The sequence below is a fragment of the Mycobacterium sp. genome, from assembly GCF_052143115.1.
Classification (GTDB): domain Bacteria; phylum Actinomycetota; class Actinomycetes; order Mycobacteriales; family Mycobacteriaceae; genus Mycobacterium.
In genome coordinates, this window is the sequence record NZ_JBKQTQ010000069.1 from 1 (window position 1) to 19,787 (window position 19,787).

Genomic DNA, 19,787 nt, shown 5'->3' on the forward strand with positions numbered 1-19,787 from the left:
CCGCGAGCACAGTCGTCAGAAAGGCTTCTCCAGTCCTGTGGACAGAGCCAGGGTCGCGGAGCACCCGCGGCCGGACCACGTCATCGCGCACATCAGCGACACCCATCTCATAGCCGGCGACGGCGACCTCTACGGCGACGTCGACGCGGAGGGCCGATTATCCGAGCTGCTTGAGCGGCTCGAGGCTTCCCAGACTCGACCCGATGCATTGATCTTCACCGGCGATCTCGCCGACACCGGTCAACCCGACGCCTACCGCAAGCTGCGCAACCTGGTCGAACCGTTGGCCGATCGCCTTGGCGCTGAGGTCATTTGGGTGATGGGTAACCACGACGACCGCGCGGCGTTGCGTGAACACCTGTGGCGCGAGGCCCCGACGATGGCGCCGATGGACCGGGTCTACGAGATCGCCGGTTTACGTGTAATCGTCTTGGACACTTCGGTTCCGGGCCATCACCACGGCGAGATCGCGCCCGAGCAGTTGCAGTGGCTCGCCGCGCAGCTGGCCGAACCCGCACCTTTCGGCACCATCCTTGCGATGCACCATCCGCCGATTCCCAGCGTGCAGGATCTGGCCGTCCTGGTGGAGCTGCGCGACCAAACACCACTGGCCCGAGTCCTGCGCGGCACCGATGTGCGCAGCATCCTCGCCGGGCACCTGCACTACTCCACCACGGCCACCTTCGCCGGAATTCCGGTTTCGGTGGCCTCGGCCAGTTGCTACACTCAGGATCTCCTGACGCCCGGAACCCGGGGGCGTGACGGCGCGCAGGCATTCAACCTGGTGCACTGCTACCCAGAAACGGTGGTGCACACCGTGATTCCGTTGGCCGCCGGACCCACCGTGGGACGATTCGTCCAGCCGGAGACCGTGCAGCGGGAACTCGCCGACTCTTGCGTCAGCATCCTGCCCGCAAGCCGGATACCGCACATCGCACAGCAACTCACGCGCTCATAGCGGGCGCGCACTCTTCGCCGGCCGCAGAGCACCTTCGCCGACAGGATGTGCGAAGTCCTCTGCGAACTCAACGCTCAGGTCCGTTCACGCAAAGCCGGCTTCACCCGGGTGCCAATGAATTCGTCGAATCTGAGAAATACGGGTAATTAGTCTGCGGATTATAGGTGACTGCTGCCGACGAATAGCCGTCAAGAAGCCGTTATGATTTTGCCTGCATCCATTAAGAAGATGTAATGACGTTAAGAACGCATTATGGAGGTGTGTTTGCGGTCACGACACTGTTGCACCGCGTTCCGCGACTAGCTATAACAGATGCGACGCAACCGCCTGCGCGACCGGTGAGCTGCGGAAACCCAAATCGCTTAGTTGTGTGATGAATAGCGGACTCAATTAGTTGCTAGGGAGAATCGATGCCACTCGGTAACGTGCTGCAAGCACTAATTATGCTGGCCGTAGTTTTAATCGGCTCGGTATTTATCGGAAACCTTTTTCGTCGGATTAAGCACCCCGCGGTCGTCGGCGTAATTGCTTTCGGCCTTCTGCTCGGCACAATTCTGGCCCTCCTTCCGCATTCCATGAAGTCTGTGTTACTTTCGGCGACCTCGAAATCTCTCATCGAGGACGTGGGTCAAGCGGGCCTGTTGTTACTGTTGTTCTTGGTCGGAATTGAGCTGCGGTCCTACAGCAAAACATCCGAGAAGTCACCGCTCTGGCAACTGGTGCCCTGCGTGCTGATTCCGGTCGTCGTCTGTGCCGCTGCAGCTTTCCCCTTTGCGCACCGGCTCGTTGGCCCAGACCACAATCCGCTGCACGTGTGGCTATTCGTCGGTGTGGCGCTGAGCGTCACCGCCGTTCCTGTTCTGGTGCTTATCATCAAAGATCTTGGGGTCCCGGCGCCCATCCCTGGGGTGGCGCTGCGCATTGCCGTCTCGACTGATGCGGCGGCATGGGCACTGGTGACCGTGTTGATCCTGCTGACCACGGACTTGAGCTCGGTCTCGGCTGCTGCCCTTTGTGTGGGCGCCGCGTTGCTGTTCACCGTGATGTTCGTGCTGCCGCAGGTCGTCCGGCGGTTGTTCGAGCACTCGCAGCAGGGAGCTCCGTTTGTGGTGGCGATCTTCGCTTACGTGCTGGTCGGTGCGGCAGCAACACAGGTGTTCGGTCTGCACCCAGCCCTCGGTGCCGTGATTGCCGGTCTATTTTTCCCCGCGGGGCTGGCCAACCAGGCATCGGAGCGGGCCTTAGCCGCGGTCGCTGACATGCTCATTCCTGCGTTCTTCGTTGCGAGCGCGCTGTCTGTGCCGCTGCAGACCCTGGGGGATCTGTTCCGAGGGAGCGGTCTGCTGTGCCTCCTGACCCTGACCATCGCCGCTTTCGGTTCGAAGCTCGCGGTCGGTCTCGTGGCCGGCAGGATGCAAGCCTGGTCACTTACCGCCTCGGCCGAACTTGGCGTCTTGTTGAACTGCCGCGGCGTCACCGAACTCGCCATTGCGTCGATAGGTCTCCAAGCCCGCTTGATCGGTCCCTATGCGTTTGCGATGTTGTGTGCGCTTGCCATCGTGACGACTGCGGCGACGGCTCCGCTGTACCGCGCGATCAACAGCCGCGCGCTTGTCCGTACGTCGCGCGCGGATGTCCGGCAAGTGGCGCATGTCTAAAGCAATTTCGGTTCCTATCATGGCAATTGCGTTGACCCATCAAGATTCCCGGCATACCGACCTTTGTTACCTGACGTGCGCGACCCTTCTTGTCGACGGGAGGTTCCCTTGAGCACCGTGGAGGAACGGGTCCTGATGCTAACGGGCGAGCGCCCGCAGTCAACGGTGCGCGATCGCCGGTGGTGGCCGCGCATCAGACTCGGCGTCGTCGCGCTGGTGGTTATTGGCTGCGTGATGGTCACGACGGTCGTGCTGTACGTTGATGGCGCTGCGTCCCAACGTATTCCAGCTCACGGCGCGCCCACCAGCGCCGGCACAACTGTCACGCTGGATGTCGTGAGCATTTCCAACAACTACAGCGAGCTCGTCGGCGACCTCATCATTAAGCCCGGACCTGCGTTAGTGGATCCGGCGACCGATGGTCTCAAGCAAGACCTCACCGTGGCAGTCACATCCGTGACGACGCCGGTCAGGCGCACCTATTCCAAGGGTATGTTGCCCGGTGTTTTTCCTGTTCCGCTGACCTTGGCGCGCGACGTCGAACGCTGGCCGTTCGACACGTACTACACCGGGCCGATCACGGTGACCTTGTTTACCGGCACGGGGCAGGTGGCGGAACGGGCCAACGTGACATTCGTAGATCGGCTGGCCGGCTGGAAAGTCCAAGTGGCTCGCGTGAATAACGCCAATGCGTTGGCACCCTACGAAATCCAACTGCAGCGGTCAGCGAGCACGATGGTATTCGCGATCGTTATCCTTTGCATCTTCGTCGCAATCGCGGCAGTTGGCTTGTTTGTTGCGATTTGGACGACTCGCGACCCACGCAGGTTTCAGTCACCGATGACAACGTGGTACGCAGCGATGCTCTTTGCGGTGGTACCGCTGAGAAACGCACTTCCGGGCTCGCCGGCGTTCGGAAGCTGGATCGATCTCACGATCGTTTTGTGGGTACTAGTGGCTTTGGTGGTCTCGATGCTGCTCTATATCGCGGCCTGGTGGCGCGCGACATCTAAGACCACATCGAAGACCTAAGCCCACAGCAGCTCGCGAGCGCGTAGCGGGCGATCACTCGTCCCCGGCTGCTCGCTCCCAGGGCGCGGGCACCGGAAAGTACTTCTCCAGGAACTCGCCGACGACATCGGCTCGCTCCTGCGGGCTCACCTCGGGGAAGCTGCCGTCGTTGAGGCAGAAGAAGTCGACCGTGCGCTTCTTGAGCAGCGTCGGCAATTTCGCCAGCCCGGACCGCAACGTGGTGTCGACGTAGAGCACCTTCGCCGACTCGTGCTGCACCGCACGCCCCGTCATCAACGCGTAGTAGTGGTACAGCGAGTTGGTCACCGAGATGTCCGTGCTGGCCCGAAAGCGGCTGGCCTGGGTACGCGCGAAGTCATCGGGAAACTCACGCTCGAGTTCGCATAGCACGCTCTTGCGCAGCGGCGCAGCGGTGTGCTCGAGGTGGCGGGTGATGATCTTCTCGAACCTGTCCCACAGCAGCTGCCGGTTGACGCGTGCCGCGTTCTCGAATCCACTGCGCTCGGGGTTGTTAGCCCCCAGCCCGATGCGCGTGCCGGCTTCGATGAACTTCGTCACCCCACCGGGTGAGAAGAACGTCGTCGGTGACAGGGCCCGGCCGAAGAACATGTCGTCGTTGGAGTACAGGAAATGCTCTGCGAGACCCGGGATGTGGTGTAGCTGTGTCTCCACTGCGTGGCTGTTGTACACCGGCAGCGCCGACCGGTCGGTGAAGTGATCCTCGGCGCGCACGATGGTGACTTTGGGGTGGGGTGCGAGCCACTCGGGGACCGGCGAGTCCGTCGCGATGAAGATGCGCCGCACCCACGGGGCAAAGGCGTGCACCGAACGCAGCGCGTACTTCAGTTCGTCGATCTGACGGATCCGCGCGTCGGCGTCGTCGCCTTCGCCCACAATGTTATTCGTCAGGTGGTTCGTCATCGCTGCCGCTCGCCGTGCCCGGAACTCCGGGTCGTTGCCGTCCACCCACGAGAACACCATGTCGATGTCGAACGTGATATCGGCCGCGTGCGGGGCAAACATCCCGGCGATCGTCGGCCAGGTGCGGCCATGCAGTTCGACGGCTGCGTAGACGATCTCGCTCAGCGGCAACGCCTTCCGAGTCAGCGAGTTCTCGATAGGGCAGATCGCCTGCTGACCGTCGAATACCCAGAACTGCAGCTCCACTCCTGCCGAAGCGCCGTAACGCAGGCCGGAACGCGGGCATTCGCGCCGACGAAACACCCTCAGCAGCCGCGGGTCCGGGTCCGCCGACAGCAAGCCGTCGCCCAGGTACACCGAACTGCGCCCGGTCCCGTCAAGGATCTTGGCCCGCAGCGGTGCCTCCAGGCATGCGGCCATAAGCGTTTCGGCAACTCGTGCACGCAAGCGAATGTCAACGACGAGTGCCGGACGCCCGTCCGCGCCGCGGATCAGAAGCAACGGGATTCCCGCCGTCTCCAGTTCTGCGCGGAGGAACAATAGGTCTTGCGCCATCGCTTCGTACGGGGTCAGGCGCAGCCCATCGGCTGAGCCGGGCAGCCCGATACGGGCGACGTCGATCATGCTGGTCATGGGAACACCTGCCTTCCACACTCGATGTCGTTAAGACGCGCACAAGAGGGACCCACGACGGAAGCGGTGGAGTGGCGACGTTGCCCTCACACGTTGAGCTTTGGCACTGAGCGACGTATCCCCGCAGAGCTGGGAAAGCCACTTGGGACCACCCCTTAAGCCGGGGAGATCTGTCCTGATCTTGGGCGTCTCTCGACGTCGTCAGATCAGTGGCCTATGTTCGCTTCAGAAGCCTCGCCTAACGAGGTGCTTTCGCAGGATAGCTCCGAATCCGGCTTCCGGCAACGCGGCTCGCCTGCGCGTTGTTAGGACTGGACAGGGCTTGGTGCTTCGCCGAATCGGCTCAGTGCCAGCGTTGCCGCGACCGCTACGGCGAATCCCGCCACAACCATCCAGCTGAGGCCCGGACGGGTCTGGTCGCCGAGCCACACCACCCCGACGAGCGCAGGGCCAACCGTTTCACCCACAACCATGCCGGCGACGGCTGTGGTCACCGATCCGCGGCTCAAAGCCGAGGTGAGCAGCAAAAACCCGGCTGCGCCGCCCGCGATCACTGCATATACGGCGGGGTTGGTGTAGAACACCAATTTGGTCGGATCGATCGGATCGATCAGGCGGACGGCGACCTCGACGACCCCGAAGCCGCCGCCGGCCCCGAGGCCCAGGACGAGTGCACGGGAGCGGTCGCCCAAACGGCCTGCCGCCGCGCCGGCGATGAACAATACGGCGACCACCGCCAGCAGCGCCCAGCCGAGTCCGGCCGGGCCGCGCTGGGTACCTTCGGGGCCGGCGGCAAGGCCGAGCATCGCAAGGCTCACGCACACCACGCCCACCGCCGCCCACTCCATTGCCGACAACCGCGCCGACAGTATCCAGGCGGACATGATCGCGGTGACCGCGAGCGAAGCGCCGATCGCCGCGGCGACGACGTAGATCGGCACCAGGCGCAGCGCCGCCACTTGCAACAGGAAGCCAAGACCGTCAAGCCCAAGGCCCGCGAGGTAGCGCCACTGCTGCAGCGCTCGCAGCAGTAATGCCGCGTCGACTCCGGAGTCGCTGCCGGCGTCCACCGAGCGGGTCGCGGCGGCCTGCAACACTGTCGCCGTGCCGTAGCACACCGAGCAACCCAATGCGAGCAGGAAGCCGATTAGCACACACCGACAATACGAGACAAACCCGCTCGGCCCGCAGACGGTCGCCGGACCTAGTTCTCTGCCGAGTCTTTCGCCGATTCGGAGTCGTTGGGTTCGGGCAGCAGGGCCTCCAACGCACGGCCGGTGATTCGCCGGAATGCTCGCCGGGGCCGGCTGACGTCGAGAATGGCGACCTCCAACATCGACACCCCCAGCTTGGGTTCGCCGCCGCCGTTAGCGCTGCCGGCCCGCAGGGCTTCCACCGCGATTCGCACCGCGTCGGCCAGATTGGCGTTCTCGGCGTAGGACTCCTTGAGCGCAGTGGCGATCGGCTCGGTCGTCCCGCCCATCACCACGAAGTGCGGCTCGTCGTTGATCGACCCGTCGTAGGTAATGCGATACAGCTCGGGCGGTTTGGTCTCGCCGTAGTGTGCGACTTCGGCCACACAGAGCTCGACCTCGTAGGGCTTGGCCTGTTCGGTGAAGATGCTGCCCAGCGTCTGCGCGTAAACATTGGCCAGCTGCCGACCGGTGACATCACGGCGGTCGTAGGCGTAACCGCGCGTGTCGGCGAACTGAATCCCGCCGCGGCGCAGATTGTCGAATTCATTGAACTTGCCTGCGGCGGCGAAGCCGACGCGGTCGTACAGTTCGCTGATCTTTTGCAGTGACCGCGACGGGTTTTCGGCCACGAATAGCACGCCCCCGGTATAAGCCAGCGCCACCACGCTGCGGCCCCGCGCGATGCCTTTTCGCGCGAGCTCGCTGCGTTCGCGCATCGCCTGCTCGGGCGAGATAAAGTACGGAAAGCTCATGAGTCACTTCCTGCGCGCCCCGCATCCGGACCGAAACTGTCTGCGCGGGAACGTCGTTCGATGACCTCGCGCGCCAGCTCGGCGATACGCTGCTCGGGAACATTGGCCGCGCCGTCGGCGCCGATGGTGACCGCGGTCGGGAAGATCCCGCGAACCAGGTCGGGACCCCCGGTGGCCGAATCGTCGTCGGCCGCGTCGTAGAGCGCCTCGACAGCGACCCGCAGCGCGGAATCCGTGTCGGTCACTTGCGAATACAGCTTCTTAATCGACGATTTGGCGAAAATCGAACCAGAACCGACCGACTGGTAGCCTTCCTCCTCCAAATTCCAGCCACCGGCAGCGTCGAACGAGACGATGCGCCCGGCCTTCTCCGGTTCAGGGTCGTCAATGTCGAAACCGGCCAGCAGCGGCAGCGCCACAAGACCCTGCAACGCGGCGGCGAGATTGCCGCGGACCATGATCGCCAGCCGGTTCACCTTCCCGGCGAAGGTGAGCGGCACACCTTCCAGCTTCTCGTAATGCTCGAGTTCGACGGCGTAAAGGCGGGCGAATTCGACCGCGATGGCCGCGGTGCCGGCGATCCCGGTCGCGGTGTAGTCGTCGGTGATGTACACCTTCTGCACATCGCGCCCCGCGATCATGTTGCCCTGCGTGGAGCGTCGGTCGCCGGCGATGACGACGCCGCCAGGATACTTCAGCGCAACGATGGTAGTGCCGTGCGGCAGCTGAGAACCGAGCCCGCCGGGCTCCGTGTTACCGATGCCCGCGGGCAGCAGCTCGGGGGCCTCGCGACGCAAAAAGTCCGCGAAAGAGGAAAGACCGCCAAAGGCGGTTCCGGGAAGTGCTGAGTGGGTGGCCAGGCGATCGCGAAACGGCCAGGTCACTGTCCGCCCTTTTGGACGTATGCGCGGACGAAGTCTTCGGCGTTCTCTTCCAGAACATCGTCGATCTCGTCGAGCAGGTCGTCGGTCTCCTCGGTTAGCTTCTCGCGACGCTCCTGGCCCGCGGCCGTGCTGGCGGTGAGGTCGTCGTCATCGCCACCGCCACCGCCGCGCTTGGTCTGCTCCTGAGCCATCGCCGCCTCCTGCAAAATCATCGGCCGTGGAGAACACGACCCTCGGTTTCTCCACCCTACCGGTCGATACCGCTGTTGCCCGGTTAACAACCTCCACTGTCCGGCTTCTCCTCAGCCGCCACGCGGCTGCATCGTCGCCGGACGCCCCGCCTGTCCGGCTCTCCCCCGCAAGCGGGGGACCCCCACCTCAGCCGGCCGCGCGGCTGCATCGTCGCCGGAAGCCTCAGGTGGTCAGGTGTTCGACCAGCTCAATCGCGCTGTCCACCGAGTCCAGCAGGGCGCCGACGTGCGCCTTGCTGCCGCGCAGAGGCTCGAGCGTCGGAATCCGCACCAGGGAGTCGCCGCCGAGGTCGAAGATCACCGAGTCCCAGCTGGCCGCGGCGATATCTGCGCCGAATCGGCGCAAGCATTCGCCGCGGAAGTAGGCGCGGGTGTCGGTCGGCGGGTTGTCCACCGCGTTGATCACCTGCTGTTCGGTCACCAGTCGCTTCATCGAGCCGCGCGCCACCAGCCGGTTGTAGAGACCTTTGTCCAGCCGGACATCGGAGTACTGTAAATCGACGAGGTGCAGGCGAGGTGCCGACCAGCTCAGGTTCTCCCGGTGCCGGAAACCCTCCAGTAGCCGGAGCTTGGCCGGCCAGTCCAGTAGTTCGGCGCACTCCATCGGGTCGCGCTCGAGTTGATCGAGCACGTGTGCCCAGGTCTCCACGACGTCGGCTGCCCGCGCGTCGTGGTCGCGGCCGTCGACCAGCTTCGCCACCCGGTCCAGATAAATCCGTTGCAGCGCAAGGCCGGTCAATTCGCGGCCGTCGGCCAGCGCGACGGTAGCGCGCAGTGAAGGGTCGCGGCTGATCGCGTGCACCGCATGTACCGGCCGGGCCAGCGCCAGGTCGGTCAGGTCGATGCCATGGGCTGGGCCCTCTTCGATGACGTCGAGCACCAGCGCCGTCGAGCCCAGCTTCAGATAGGTCGACGTCTCGGCGAGGTTGGCGTCGCCGATGATGACATGCAGCCGTCGGTAGCGGTCGGCGTCGGCGTGCGGCTCGTCGCGGGTGTTGATGATGCCGCGCTTCAGCGTGGTCTCCAGCCCGACCTCGACCTCGATGTAGTCGGCGCGCTGGGACAGCTGGAAGCCCGGCTCGTCGCCGGCGGGGCCGATCCCGACCCGGCCGGAGCCGGTGATCACCTGACGGGACACCAGGAACGGGGTCAGCCCCACGATGACGGCTGAGAACGGCGTCTGCCGGCTCATCAGATAGTTCTCGTGCGACCCGTAGGAGGCGCCCTTGCCGTCGACGTTGTTCTTGTACAGCTGCAGCTTGGCTGCCCCCGGCACGCTGGCCACGTGCCGCGCGGCGGCCTCCATCACCCGCTCGCCGGCCTTGTCCCAGATCACCGCATCCAGCGGGTCGGTGCACTCCGGCGCGGAATATTCCGGGTGGGCGTGGTCGACGTAGAGCCGCGCCCCGTTGGTCAAGATCATGTTGGCGGCGCCGACCTCGTCCGCGTCGACCACCGGCGGCGGGCCGGCCGAGCGGCTCAGGTCGAATCCCCGGGCATCCCGCAGCGGCGATTCCACCTCGTAGTCCCAGCGGGTGCGTTTGGCGCGCTGAATGCCGGCGGCGGCCGCGTAGGCCAGCACCGCCTGCGTCGAGGTAAGGATCGGGTTGGCGGTCGGGTCCGACGGCGACGAGATGCCGTACTCGACCTCCGTCCCGATAATCCGTTGCATGTCCTAAAGCCTAGGCGCGGCGACGATGTGGGCCGAGGTCGGCCCGAGGTGGAGCTCTCGTCGATCAGTCGGTGATCCCCGCAAAAACCCAGCGTGTGGGTTATCGTTGGCGCGTCGGGGTGCGTGGAGGACATGTTTGATCGAGCCTGTGCTGAATAGACCTGGGCCGACTCCGCCGCAGCATCGCCACGTTGCTCCCGCAGCAGATCGGCGCTCGTTGTCGCTGCTGCTGATCGAGGACGACCGCGCTGATGCGGTGCTGGTCGAAGAGCTGATCGCAGACTCCGTCGCTGATATTCGGGTGGCGTGGGCGCCATCGATGGCGCACGCCGAGGATGTCCTCACCCGCGAGCGCCCGGATTGCGTCCTGTTGGACCTGAATCTGCCAGATGCCACAGGGTTCGATGGCATCGCCCGTGTCGCCGAGTGGGATGGCACCCTTCCGGTAGTTGTGCTGACGGGATTGAACGACGAAGAATTCGGGGTGTCGGCGGTCGCCAGTGGTGCGCAGGACTACTTGGTCAAGGGGCGGGTCGAACCCGACATGCTGCGGCGGACCCTGCTGTATGCGATCGAACGTAAGCGTGCCGAGCTCATCGCGGTGGATCTGCATGCGAGCGATCTTCGGGCCCAGGAAAATGCGCGGCTGGAACGTGGTCTGCTGCCCTCGCCGCTGCTACTCGAGGGCTCGGAAGTGGGCGTAGTGACCCGATACCGACCCAGCCGCACCAACGCGCTGCTGGGTGGAGACTTCTACGATGTCGTGCAAACTCCGGATCGGACCGTACACATCGTTATCGGTGATGTCGCCGGGCATGGGCCTGACGAGGCGGCGTTGGGGGTGGCGTTGCGGATCGCATGGCGCACGTTGACGTTGAGCGGCATTCACGGTGCCGCTGCGATGCGGCAGCTGGAGCGGATCCTTCACGCTGAAAGCCCGGACCGCGGAATTTTCGCGACGATGCTGAGCCTGGCAGTCGGCCCCGACAGTCCGCGGGTTATAACAGTCCGCGCCGGTCATCCCGGCATGCTGGCGCATGGCCCCGGCACCGTGGATTGGCTGGAGCCGCCGGCCGGCCCTGCTTTGGGATGGGGCGGCGACGACTGGCCGCAGTATGCGATGGAACTCCCCGAAGAGGGCGGTTTGGTGCTCTTAACCGACGGACTGTTCGAGGCACATTCAGGTCGGGGTGCCGAACGCCTCGGCGAGAACGGTTTACTCGAACTGGCCCGGCCACTGGCGGCGCTGCCCGGCCCGGCGTTCGTCGACGCGCTCATCGACCAAGCCGAGGCTCGGGCTCAAGCTCGTGGCGGGTTCAGCGACGACGTCGCGGTGGTGCGGGTAGAGCGCAGCGTCGTGTGACGACCGGACCGACGGGGCAGGTGAACTTCCCCACGCACCGCCCGCAGCTGGGATCGCGACTGACGGTCGCGGGCTGGCAAACCCTGGTGTTGTCGGTGATTGGATTGGTAGTGCTGGCAGGCGCGGCAACCGATGCGGTGCTGTTGAACCGCACCGATGCGGTGACCCGTGAGTTGACGGATGACATTCAGCCCGCGCGCGTCTCTGCGTATCGGCTGCAGAGCGCGCTGCGTGACCAGGAGACTTCCCTGCGTGGCTATGTGATTGCCGCTGACCGGCAGTTCCTCGACCCTTACGTCGACGGGCAACGCATCGAACAGCAGGCGGCCGAGGACATCACCCCACGACTCGGTGACCGGGTCGACCTGATCGCCGACCTGACCGCGATCGAACGAGCCGGCGCCGCCTGGCGTAGCACTTATGCGCAGCCGCTGATCAACAGCGTGATCCCGGGCGCGCCGAATGTGGTGAACACCGATACCGCCGACCGCGGGAAGGCCGAGTTCGACCGCATCCGCGCGCTGTTCGATACGCAAAATGCCCATTTGGCGGCGGCGCAGACCGTCGCGGTCAACGAGCTGGACGCGATGCGCAGCTGGCGTGACCGGGTCCTGATCGCCATGGTGGCAGTGTTCGTCGCCGGGGCGATCCTGCTGGCATTGTTGATGCGACGCACGGTGGCCCGTCCCTTGGCAGTGCTGGCCGCGTCGTGCCGGCAGATCGCGGGGGGCGACTTCGCCCACAGCATCGTCGTGCGGGGATCCAAAGATATCCGCGCGATCGCGGGCGACGTGGAGAACATGCGGGGGCGGATCGTGACCGAGCTGGACATATCCCGATCGGACCGGGCTCGTCTGGTGATGCAAGCGGAGGCGCTCGACGCGCAGGCGGTCGAGCTGCGGAGATCCAACGCCGAGCTCGAGCAGTTCGCCTATGTAGCCTCCCATGACCTGCAGGAACCGCTGCGCAAAGTGGCCTCATTTTGCCAGTTGCTCGAGCAACGCTACGGTAACGCGCTCGATGAACGCGGTATCGAATACATCGGATTCGCTGTCGACGGTGCCAAACGCATGCAGGTGCTCATCAACGATCTCCTCACCTTTTCCCGGGTCGGTCGACTCAACGTCACGCACGCCACCGTTGACCTCGACACCACCTTGGAAACCGCATTGGGCAATCTGGCCGCCGCGATCGAGGAATCCGGGGCTCAGATCGCGCGACCGGATGGTCCGCTTCCCCGAGTCATGGGCGACGCCACCCTTATGACGATGCTGTGGCAGAACCTCATCGGCAACGCGGTCAAGTTCCGACGCGAGGATCGCGCACCCCAGGTCATCATCGACTGCGAACGGGGCACCGGTGATCACGACGGCTATTGGATGTTCAGCGTGACGGACAATGGCATCGGCATTGCGCCCGAGTTCGCCGACAAAATTTTTGTGATCTTCCAGCGTCTGCATGGCCGGGATGCCTACGTTGGAACGGGCATCGGGCTGGCGTTGTGCAAGAAAATCGTCGAGTTGCACGGAGGTAGCATCGGTATCGACACCAGCGACAACAGCGGGACTCGATTCTGGTTCACCTTGCCTATTACTGCCGCCAGCGACGAGACACCCATCGGCGCAGCCGAAGGAGCCCACCGATGACACCGGATTCCCGCGCTATCGACGTCCTGCTCATCGAAGACGATCCCGGAGACATCCTCATCACTCGGGAAGCCTTCAAACACAACAAGATTCACAACACTTTGCGTGTTGCACGCGACGGGCAAGAGGGTCTCGACTACCTCTACCAACGCGGTCCTCATCAGGGCGCGCCACGGCCGGATCTGATCCTGCTCGACTTGAACCTGCCGAAATACGACGGCCACCAACTGCTTGAAAAGATCAAATCCGATCCGAAGTTGTGCCACATCCCCGTCGTTGTCCTCACCACCTCGGCCGCCGAGGAAGACATTCTGCGCAGCTACCGACTGCACGCCAATGCCTACGTCACTAAACCCGTTGGCTTCGAACAATTCATGAATGTCATTCACCAGATCGACGATTTCTTCGTCCAAGTGGTGCGCCTCCCACACCGTTAATCCGCCTGGTGTTGGTTGACGCAGGTGAAAGAAGTGATTAACTTCACCCTGGTGTCCACAGACGCCTTGCGCGACCCCACCACTGGCCTGTCCGGGAAACGCTACGGCGAAGTCCTTCTGGTGACGCCGGGCGAGGCGGGGCCGCAGGCCACCGTCTACAACAGTTATCCGCTCAACGACTGTCCGGCCGAGTTGTGGTCGGCGCTCGACGCGCAGGCCATCGCAACCGAAAACGGTTCTGCCACAGCACTACTCAACGGACCGCGCTACTGGCTGATGAACTCCATTGAAAAGGCCACCCAGGGCCCGCGGATGATCAAGAACTTCGGCGGCATCGACATGCTGCTGCAGGCCACGGTATTGCTGACAGCGATGAACCCGGCGCCCTACACCGCAAATCAGGTCAACCGGCACACCGTCTTCACATTCGACGCCGGCGAAGAAGTCTATGAACTGCAAGACCCCGCGTTTCGGCGTTGGGTGATGCAGACCTGGAGCCAGATCGTTGATCCCGAGCTGTCCCGGGCCGACCTGCCGCAACTCGGCGAGCGGCTCGACTTGCCAGAAGGATGGACCTACCAGAAGCGGGTGCTGGAAAGTCCACTGCGCATCGACAGCGCCCCCCGTGCCGCGCTCGTTTTGCAGGACGATCTGACCAACAGCTATTCGCTGATAACCGACTGACCCTGCCGCTACAGGTACTGGCCGAGGTTGGACTCGGTGTCGATGGCCCGCGACGCGCTCGAGCTCTTGCCGGTGACCAGGGTGCGGATGTAGACGATCCGCTCGCCCTTCTTGCCTGAAATCCGGGCCCAGTCATCGGGATTGGTGGTGTTGGGCAGGTCCTCGTTCTCCGCGAACTCGTCGACGATCGAGTCGAGCAGGTGCTGGATGCGCAGCCCGCGTTGACCGGTCTCCAGCACCGATTTGATCGCGTTCTTCTTCGCCCGGTCGACGACGTTCTGGATCATTGCACCGGAGTTGAAGTCCTTGAAGTACATGACTTCTTTGTCACCGTTGGCGTACGTGACCTCCAGGAACCGGTTGTCGTCGATCTCGGCGTACATCCGGTCGACAACTTTTTCGATCATCGCCTTGATGCACGCCCCTCGGTCGCCGTCGAACTCGGCGATGTCGTCGCCGTGCACCGGCAATTGCTCGGTGAGGTACTTGGAGAAGATGTCCTGCGCCGACTCGGCATCCGGGCGTTCGATCTTGATTTTGACGTCGAGGCGCCCGGGCCGCAGGATCGCGGGGTCGATCATGTCCTCGCGGTTGGACGCACCGATCACGATGACGTTCTCTAGGCCCTCGACGCCGTCGATCTCGCTCAGCAGCTGTGGCACGACCGTCGTCTCGACGTCGGAGGAAACCCCCGTGCCACGGGTGCGGAAGATCGAGTCCATCTCGTCGAAGAACACGATCACCGGCGTGCCTTCGGACGCCTTCTCGCGAGCCCGCTGGAAAATCAGCCGGATGTGACGTTCAGTCTCGCCGACGAACTTGTTCAGCAGCTCGGGTCCCTTGATGTTCAAAAAGTACGACTTCGCCTCGCGCGCGTCGTCGCCGCGAACCTCGGCCATCTTCTTAGCCAGCGAGTTGGCAACGGCCTTGGCGATCAACGTCTTACCGCAGCCGGGCGGCCCGTAGAGCAGCACACCCTTGGGCGGCCGCAACGCATATTCCCGGTACAGCTCCTTGTGCAGGAACGGCAATTCCACGGCGTCGCGGATCTGCTCGATCTGCCGGCCCAGCCCGCCGATGTCGTTGTAGGTGACGTCCGGCACCTCTTCCAGCACCAAGTCCTCGACTTCGGCCTTGGGAATGCGTTCGAACGCATACCCGGCCTTCGTGTCGACCAGTAGCGAGTCGCCGGGTCGCAACTTGCGGGGCCGCTGGTCATCGTTGAGAGCGTCGGGGTGCCCGTCGGGCAGATCCTCGGCAACCAGCGGATCGGCGAGCCACACGATGCGTTCCTCGTCGGCGTGTCCGACGACCAAGGCTCGGTGCCCGTCGTTGAGAATCTCACGCAGCGTGGAGATCTCACCAACCGATTCGTAGGTGCCGGCTTCGACGACAGTTAAAGCCTCGTTGAGCCGAACTGTCTGTCCCTTCTTCAAAGACTTGACGTCGATGTTGGGCGAGCAAGTCAGTCGCATCTTGCGCCCAGAGGTGAACACGTCGATGGTCTCGTCGTCATGCGTGAACAACAACACGCCGTAGCCGCTCGGCGGCTGCCCGAGCCGGTCAACCTCTTCGCGCAGCGCCAGCAGTTGCTGCCGGGCCTCCTTCAGCGTTTCCATCAATTTGGAATTGCGCGCCGCGAGCGAATCGATCCGGGCCTCAAGCTGGTGAATATCGCGGGGACTGCGCGCGGCGGTCTGCGTTTCAACGGCAGTTTCGAGTTGCTCACGCAGTATTGCCGCCTCGCGCCGGAGCTCCTCCAACTCGGCCGCATCCTCCCCGGACAGGTCTGGCTCGCGAGGGTTACCGAACGTTTCGCGCTCTGACTCACCCATCGTGCGCTCCTTTCCCGCTCCCAGAAGGTGGTGCGGCGGATACCTCAACGCTACCGGCGATTTCCAATTCATGCGGGAACTCGAAATGGGGCACACTGGCGCCAGCGTTAACATCATGTTGAACCTGCCTGATCGAGAGGACATCTGTGACCGTGAAATCCCTAGCCACGGGCGTGGCGGCCGTCGCGGCAATCGGCGCGGCAGCTGCGGGTGTGACCTGCATTGCATCTGTTACCGCCACGTTGCCTCAGGTTAAGCCGGTCGTTTTCAGCGCGCCGCTGCCGCTGGACCCGGTCCTCCCCGGCGCCGACGTACCCACGCCCGACCAATTGGTCAGCCTGCTCAACAGCCTGCAAGACCCGAGCGTGCCGTTCGCCAGCAAGAGCAATCTGGTCCAGGGCGGGATCGGCGGCGTCGAGGGCCACTTTGCCGACAAGAAGCTGCAGCAAGCCGCCGCCAAGGGCAGTCTGCCGCTGACGTTCAACATCACTAACATCCAGCCCACCGGCCCGGGCGCCGCGTCGGCCAATATCACCGCGACGGGTCCGCACCTTCCTCCGACAACCGAGAACCTCACGTTCGTCGACCAGGGCGGCTGGCTGTTGTCGCGCACCTCGGCGATGACGCTGATCCAGTCGGTGCAGTCGGCGGGCGGCTGACCGCTGCTGGATGGGTCAACACCTCACTGCAGTCCTGAGCGCCGCCACGATTGTGGCGGCGCTCGGCCTCTCGGGGTGCTCAGGCGACGAGCACACTGCGTCGCCGGAGACTGAGCCGCCGCCGGCGTCTACGTCGCTGACGTCGACGGCAGCCGCGCAGGTCGCGCCGCTGCCGCCGCCCCAGGCCCTGGCCGGCGTGCTGTACCGGCTGGCCGATCCGTCGGTGCCCGGCACCCAGAAGCTCAACCTGGTCCAAGGCGCGACCCCGGACAACGCTGGCGTGTTCGACCAGTTCGCCACCGCGCTGCTCAACGGCGGCTTTGCGCCGATGAAGTTCGATGTGCGCGACGTCGCATGGTCGGATCGGGATCCGGCCGACGTGGTGGCCAATGTCAACGTCAGCTCACCCAATCCCCGTGGGCCCAAGTTCTCCTTCCCGATGGAATTCACGCCGTACCAGGGTGGGTGGCAGCTGTCGGCGCAAACCGCCGACGTGCTGCTGGCTTTCCGGACCGCACAGGTCGCGCCTCCCGCGCCCACACCCGGCCACTGACCCGACGATGTGGATCGGTTGGCTCGAGTTCGATGTGCTGCTCGGTGATGTGCGCTCACTCAAGCAGAAGCGTTCGGTGATCCGCCCGGTGGTAGCGGAGTTACAGCGCAAGTTCAGCGTGTCGGCCGCCGAAACGGGCTCGCACGGGCTCTACCGACGGGCCAACATCGGGGTGGCGGTGGCGTCCGGTGACTGCAGCCACGCCGTCGATGTGCTCGACGCGGCCGAACGGCTGGTCGCCGCCCACCCTGAGTTCGAACTGCTGTCGGTACGCCGCGGTATCCAGCGCAGCGATGACTAACCGGGCCTAGCGCTTGCGGCGCAGCGGCGTCGGCGTGACGGCGCCCAGGGCCAGCCGACGCGCGGACACCAGGAATCCGGTGTGGCCACGCATATTGTGCTGCGGGCGCACGGCCAATCCGACGACGTTCCACCCGCGTTGCAGCGTCTCCCAGGCGCGAGGCTCGGTCCAGCACTGCTGTCCGCGCAGCGCCTCCACCGTTTTGGACAGCTGAGTGACGGTGGCCAGGTAGACGATCAGCACACCGCCGGCAACCACCACCCGCGAGACGGTGTCGAGCACCTCCCACGGCGCCAGCATGTCCAGCACCACCCGGTCGACCGAGCCGTCAGGCAGATCGGTATCCGCGACATCGCTGAGAATCAGCCGCCAGTTGTCGGGGACGCAGCCGGAGAACGTCTCCACATTGCGACGGGCGAGTTCGGCGTGATCGGCGCGCACCTCATAGGAGATCACCCGCCCCTCCGGCCCGACCGCGCGCAGCAGCGAACAAGTCAGCGCCCCGGAGCCGGCACCGGCCTCCAAAACTCGGGCGCCCGGAAAGATGTCACCCTCGAGCACGATCTGGGCGGCGTCCTTCGGATAGATCAACTGGGCGCCGCGAGGCATGGACATCACGTAGTCCACCAACAGTGGGCGCAACACCAGGAACGGGTCACCGTTGGCCGACTTGACCACGCTGCCTTCCGGCAGTCCGATCACAGCGTCGTGCGCGATCGCGCCGCGGTGTGTATGAAATTCGCCGCCGGCGCTGAGCAGCATCGTGTAGTGCCGACCCTTGCCGTCGGTGAGCTGGACACGATCGCCGACGGCGAACGGCCCGGTTGCAGACACAGCTGTCTAGCCTGCCAGCAGACGCGCCGGGAAAGGTCCGCGGGGTTGTCCGACCGCGCCCCTAGGCTGCGGAGATGAGCCGCGTCGGCGACGATGCGGAGCGAAGCGACGAGGAGGAGCGGCGCACATGAACGGCGAACCCGGCAACGTAGCCAGGTCCCGGCCTGCATCAAGGCCGGCGTTGTCGCCGTCGCGGGCCGCCGACTTCAAACAGTGCCCGCTGCTCTACCGGTTCCGTGCGGTCGATCGGCTCCCTGAGCCGCCATCCACGGCACAGCTGCGGGGCTCGGTGGTGCATGCCGCGCTGGAGCAGCTGTACAGCCTGCCCGCACCCGAACGCGGCCCGCAGGCCGCCGGCGCGCTCGTCGGCCCGGCTTGGGAGCAGGTGATCGCCGCGGAACCCGATGTGGTCGCGGCGCTGGACACCGACCAGCAGACCCAACTCCTCGACGAGGCCCGCGCGCTGCTGTCCGGCTACTACCGGTTGGAAGACCCGACCCGGTTCGACCCGCAGAGCTGTGAGCAGCGCATCGAGGTCGAGCTTGCCGACGGCACGCTGCTACGCGGAATCATCGACCGGATTGATCTCGCCCCCACCGGCGAGTTGCGGGTGGTGGACTACAAGACCGGCAAGGCGCCACCGGAAGCGCGGGCCCTCGCCGAGTTCAAGGCCATGTTCCAGATGAAGTTCTATGCGGTCGCCTTGCTGCGCTCGCGGGGCGTGCTACCGACGCGGCTGCGGCTGATCTACCTGGCGGACGGTCAGCTGCTGGACTACTCGCCCGACGAAGACGAGCTGCTGCGCTTCGAGAAGACGCTGATGGCGATTTGGCGGGCGATTCAATCTGCCGGTGCGACAGGCGATTTCAGGCCGAGGCCGTCAAGGCTGTGCGATTGGTGCGCGCACCACGCGCACTGCCCCGCCTTCGGCGGGACGCCACCGCCCTACCCGGGTTGGCCGAAGCATCCTGACGAAGGTGACGCCGACGCCGTCCTACATCAGGCAGACCCGGCCGCCTGAGACTTACTGCAACGGCGACATCTCCTCCAGCATCGTCGGTATCAGCTCGCAGACCGTCGGGTGGATGTGCACCGTGCGCGCCAACGTGGTGTAGGGCGCCTTGGCTGACATCACATCCAGGACGGCGTGAATGGCCTCGTCGCCGCCGACGCCGAGGATGGCCGCTCCTAGGATCTGCTGCGTTTGGGCGTCGACCACGACTTTCATAAAGCCTTGTGTCTCACCCTTTTCCACCGCGCGACCGACCCTGGTCATGGGCCGTTGACCGACCAATGCAGGGCGGCCTGCCGCGCGCACCTGCTCGACGGTCATTCCGGCTCTCCCCAGCGGGGGGTCGATGTAGAGGGCATAAGTGGGGATGCGGTCGCTCACCCGGCGTGGGTCGTTGTCGAGCAGGTTGGCTGCGACGATTTCGAAGTCGTTGTAGGAGGTGTGGGTGAACGCGCCCTTGCCGTTACAGTCCCCCATTGCCCAGATATGGTCGACGCTGGTTTTCA

Annotated in this window: 19 protein-coding genes, 1 pseudogene and 1 riboswitch; of the genes and pseudogenes, 11 read left to right on the forward strand and 9 right to left on the reverse strand. The window is 64.6% G+C overall.

The window, feature by feature from the left end; translation table 11 throughout:
- Positions 1-37: 37 nt before the first annotated feature.
- The 3 genes from ACLQI9_RS07905 (at position 38) to ACLQI9_RS07915 (ending at position 3,648) form a co-directional block, all read left to right on the forward strand.
- Entirely contained in the window at positions 38-958 is a 921-nt protein-coding gene (locus ACLQI9_RS07905; RefSeq protein ID WP_442384767.1) for a phosphodiesterase, read from the forward strand.
- 410 nt (positions 959-1,368) lie between these two features.
- Complete coding sequence (locus tag ACLQI9_RS07910; protein ID WP_442384769.1) at positions 1,369-2,616, forward strand: cation:proton antiporter; 1,248 nt, start codon at positions 1,369-1,371, stop codon at positions 2,614-2,616.
- Between the two features lie 117 nt (positions 2,617-2,733).
- On the forward strand, positions 2,734-3,648 hold the full coding sequence (locus ACLQI9_RS07915) for a DUF4436 domain-containing protein (protein ID WP_442384806.1): 915 nt from the start codon (positions 2,734-2,736) through the stop codon (positions 3,646-3,648).
- A 33-nt stretch (positions 3,649-3,681) separates the two neighbouring features.
- Here ACLQI9_RS07915 and ACLQI9_RS07920 read toward each other — a convergent pair whose 3' ends face one another.
- From ACLQI9_RS07920 to dop, 6 genes are all read right to left on the reverse strand, one after another.
- Positions 3,682-5,193: a stealth family protein gene (locus tag ACLQI9_RS07920; protein WP_442384808.1), complete on the reverse strand. Its 1,512-nt coding sequence runs from the start codon at positions 5,191-5,193 to the stop codon at positions 3,682-3,684.
- An 87-nt stretch (positions 5,194-5,280) separates the two neighbouring features.
- Positions 5,281-5,455: riboswitch (M-box (ykoK) riboswitch) on the reverse strand.
- A gap of 52 nt (positions 5,456-5,507) precedes the next feature.
- Entirely contained in the window at positions 5,508-6,356 is an 849-nt protein-coding gene (locus ACLQI9_RS07925; protein ID WP_442384771.1) for a DMT family transporter, read from the reverse strand.
- Positions 6,357-6,406: 50 nt separating this feature from the next.
- Positions 6,407-7,150 (reverse strand): proteasome subunit alpha, encoded by a 744-nt coding sequence (gene prcA / locus ACLQI9_RS07930; protein WP_442384772.1) that lies wholly within the window; start codon positions 7,148-7,150, stop codon positions 6,407-6,409.
- Entirely contained in the window at positions 7,147-8,034 is an 888-nt protein-coding gene (gene prcB / locus ACLQI9_RS07935) for a proteasome subunit beta (RefSeq protein ID WP_442384774.1), read from the reverse strand. The genes prcA and prcB overlap by 4 nt, the downstream gene beginning before the upstream one ends.
- Positions 8,031-8,225 carry a ubiquitin-like protein Pup gene (locus ACLQI9_RS07940; RefSeq protein ID WP_062540654.1) on the reverse strand — a complete coding sequence of 65 codons (195 nt, stop codon included), beginning with the start codon at positions 8,223-8,225 and terminating at the stop codon, positions 8,031-8,033. Before ACLQI9_RS07940 ends, prcB begins: the two co-directional genes overlap by 4 nt.
- Positions 8,226-8,448: 223 nt before the next feature.
- A complete protein-coding gene (gene dop / locus ACLQI9_RS07945; RefSeq protein WP_442384776.1) occupies positions 8,449-9,957 on the reverse strand; it encodes a pup deamidase/depupylase in 1,509 nt (502 codons plus the stop codon).
- A gap of 151 nt (positions 9,958-10,108) precedes the next feature.
- Between dop and ACLQI9_RS07950 the strand changes: the two genes are divergently transcribed.
- From ACLQI9_RS07950 to ACLQI9_RS07965, 4 genes are all read left to right on the forward strand, one after another.
- Complete coding sequence (locus tag ACLQI9_RS07950; RefSeq protein WP_442384810.1) at positions 10,109-11,320, forward strand: PP2C family protein-serine/threonine phosphatase; 1,212 nt, start codon at positions 10,109-10,111, stop codon at positions 11,318-11,320.
- Positions 11,317-12,966 (forward strand): sensor histidine kinase, encoded by a 1,650-nt coding sequence (locus ACLQI9_RS07955; protein WP_442384778.1) that lies wholly within the window; start codon positions 11,317-11,319, stop codon positions 12,964-12,966. Before ACLQI9_RS07950 ends, ACLQI9_RS07955 begins: the two co-directional genes overlap by 4 nt.
- Positions 12,963-13,403 (forward strand): response regulator, encoded by a 441-nt coding sequence (locus ACLQI9_RS07960; protein ID WP_442384780.1) that lies wholly within the window; start codon positions 12,963-12,965, stop codon positions 13,401-13,403. Before ACLQI9_RS07955 ends, ACLQI9_RS07960 begins: the two co-directional genes overlap by 4 nt.
- Positions 13,404-13,469: 66 nt before the next feature.
- Entirely contained in the window at positions 13,470-14,087 is a 618-nt protein-coding gene (locus tag ACLQI9_RS07965) for a hypothetical protein (protein ID WP_442384812.1), read from the forward strand.
- Between the two features lie 8 nt (positions 14,088-14,095).
- On the opposite strand, the gene arc is transcribed toward ACLQI9_RS07965, so the two are convergent.
- Positions 14,096-15,922 carry a proteasome ATPase gene (gene arc, locus ACLQI9_RS07970; RefSeq protein ID WP_442384782.1) on the reverse strand — a complete coding sequence of 609 codons (1,827 nt, stop codon included), beginning with the start codon at positions 15,920-15,922 and terminating at the stop codon, positions 14,096-14,098.
- Between the two features lie 146 nt (positions 15,923-16,068).
- Here arc and ACLQI9_RS07975 point away from each other — a divergent pair, with 146 nt between their 5' ends.
- Genes ACLQI9_RS07975 through ACLQI9_RS07985 form a run of 3 tightly spaced genes read left to right on the forward strand, consistent with a single transcriptional unit; the run spans position 16,069 to position 17,435 of the window.
- Positions 16,069-16,581 carry a hypothetical protein gene (locus ACLQI9_RS07975; RefSeq protein ID WP_442391434.1) on the forward strand — a complete coding sequence of 171 codons (513 nt, stop codon included), beginning with the start codon at positions 16,069-16,071 and terminating at the stop codon, positions 16,579-16,581.
- A 10-nt stretch (positions 16,582-16,591) separates the two neighbouring features.
- Positions 16,592-17,134: a hypothetical protein gene (locus ACLQI9_RS07980; RefSeq protein WP_442384784.1), complete on the forward strand. Its 543-nt coding sequence runs from the start codon at positions 16,592-16,594 to the stop codon at positions 17,132-17,134.
- A 7-nt stretch (positions 17,135-17,141) separates the two neighbouring features.
- Positions 17,142-17,435: a DUF503 domain-containing protein gene (locus ACLQI9_RS07985; RefSeq protein WP_442384786.1), complete on the forward strand. Its 294-nt coding sequence runs from the start codon at positions 17,142-17,144 to the stop codon at positions 17,433-17,435.
- A 6-nt stretch (positions 17,436-17,441) separates the two neighbouring features.
- Here ACLQI9_RS07985 and trmI read toward each other — a convergent pair whose 3' ends face one another.
- On the reverse strand, positions 17,442-18,269 hold the full coding sequence (trmI, locus tag ACLQI9_RS07990) for a tRNA (adenine(58)-N(1))-methyltransferase TrmI (protein WP_442384788.1): 828 nt from the start codon (positions 18,267-18,269) through the stop codon (positions 17,442-17,444).
- Between the two features lie 127 nt (positions 18,270-18,396).
- Between trmI and ACLQI9_RS07995 the strand changes: the two genes are divergently transcribed.
- Positions 18,397-19,290, forward strand: a complete 894-nt coding sequence (locus tag ACLQI9_RS07995; protein WP_442384790.1) for a RecB family exonuclease — start codon at positions 18,397-18,399, stop codon at positions 19,288-19,290.
- Positions 19,291-19,293: 3 nt separating this feature from the next.
- Here ACLQI9_RS07995 and ACLQI9_RS08000 read toward each other — a convergent pair.
- Positions 19,294-19,787 (reverse strand): annotated as a pseudogene (locus ACLQI9_RS08000) (pyruvate/2-oxoglutarate dehydrogenase complex dihydrolipoamide dehydrogenase); the annotation flags it as partial.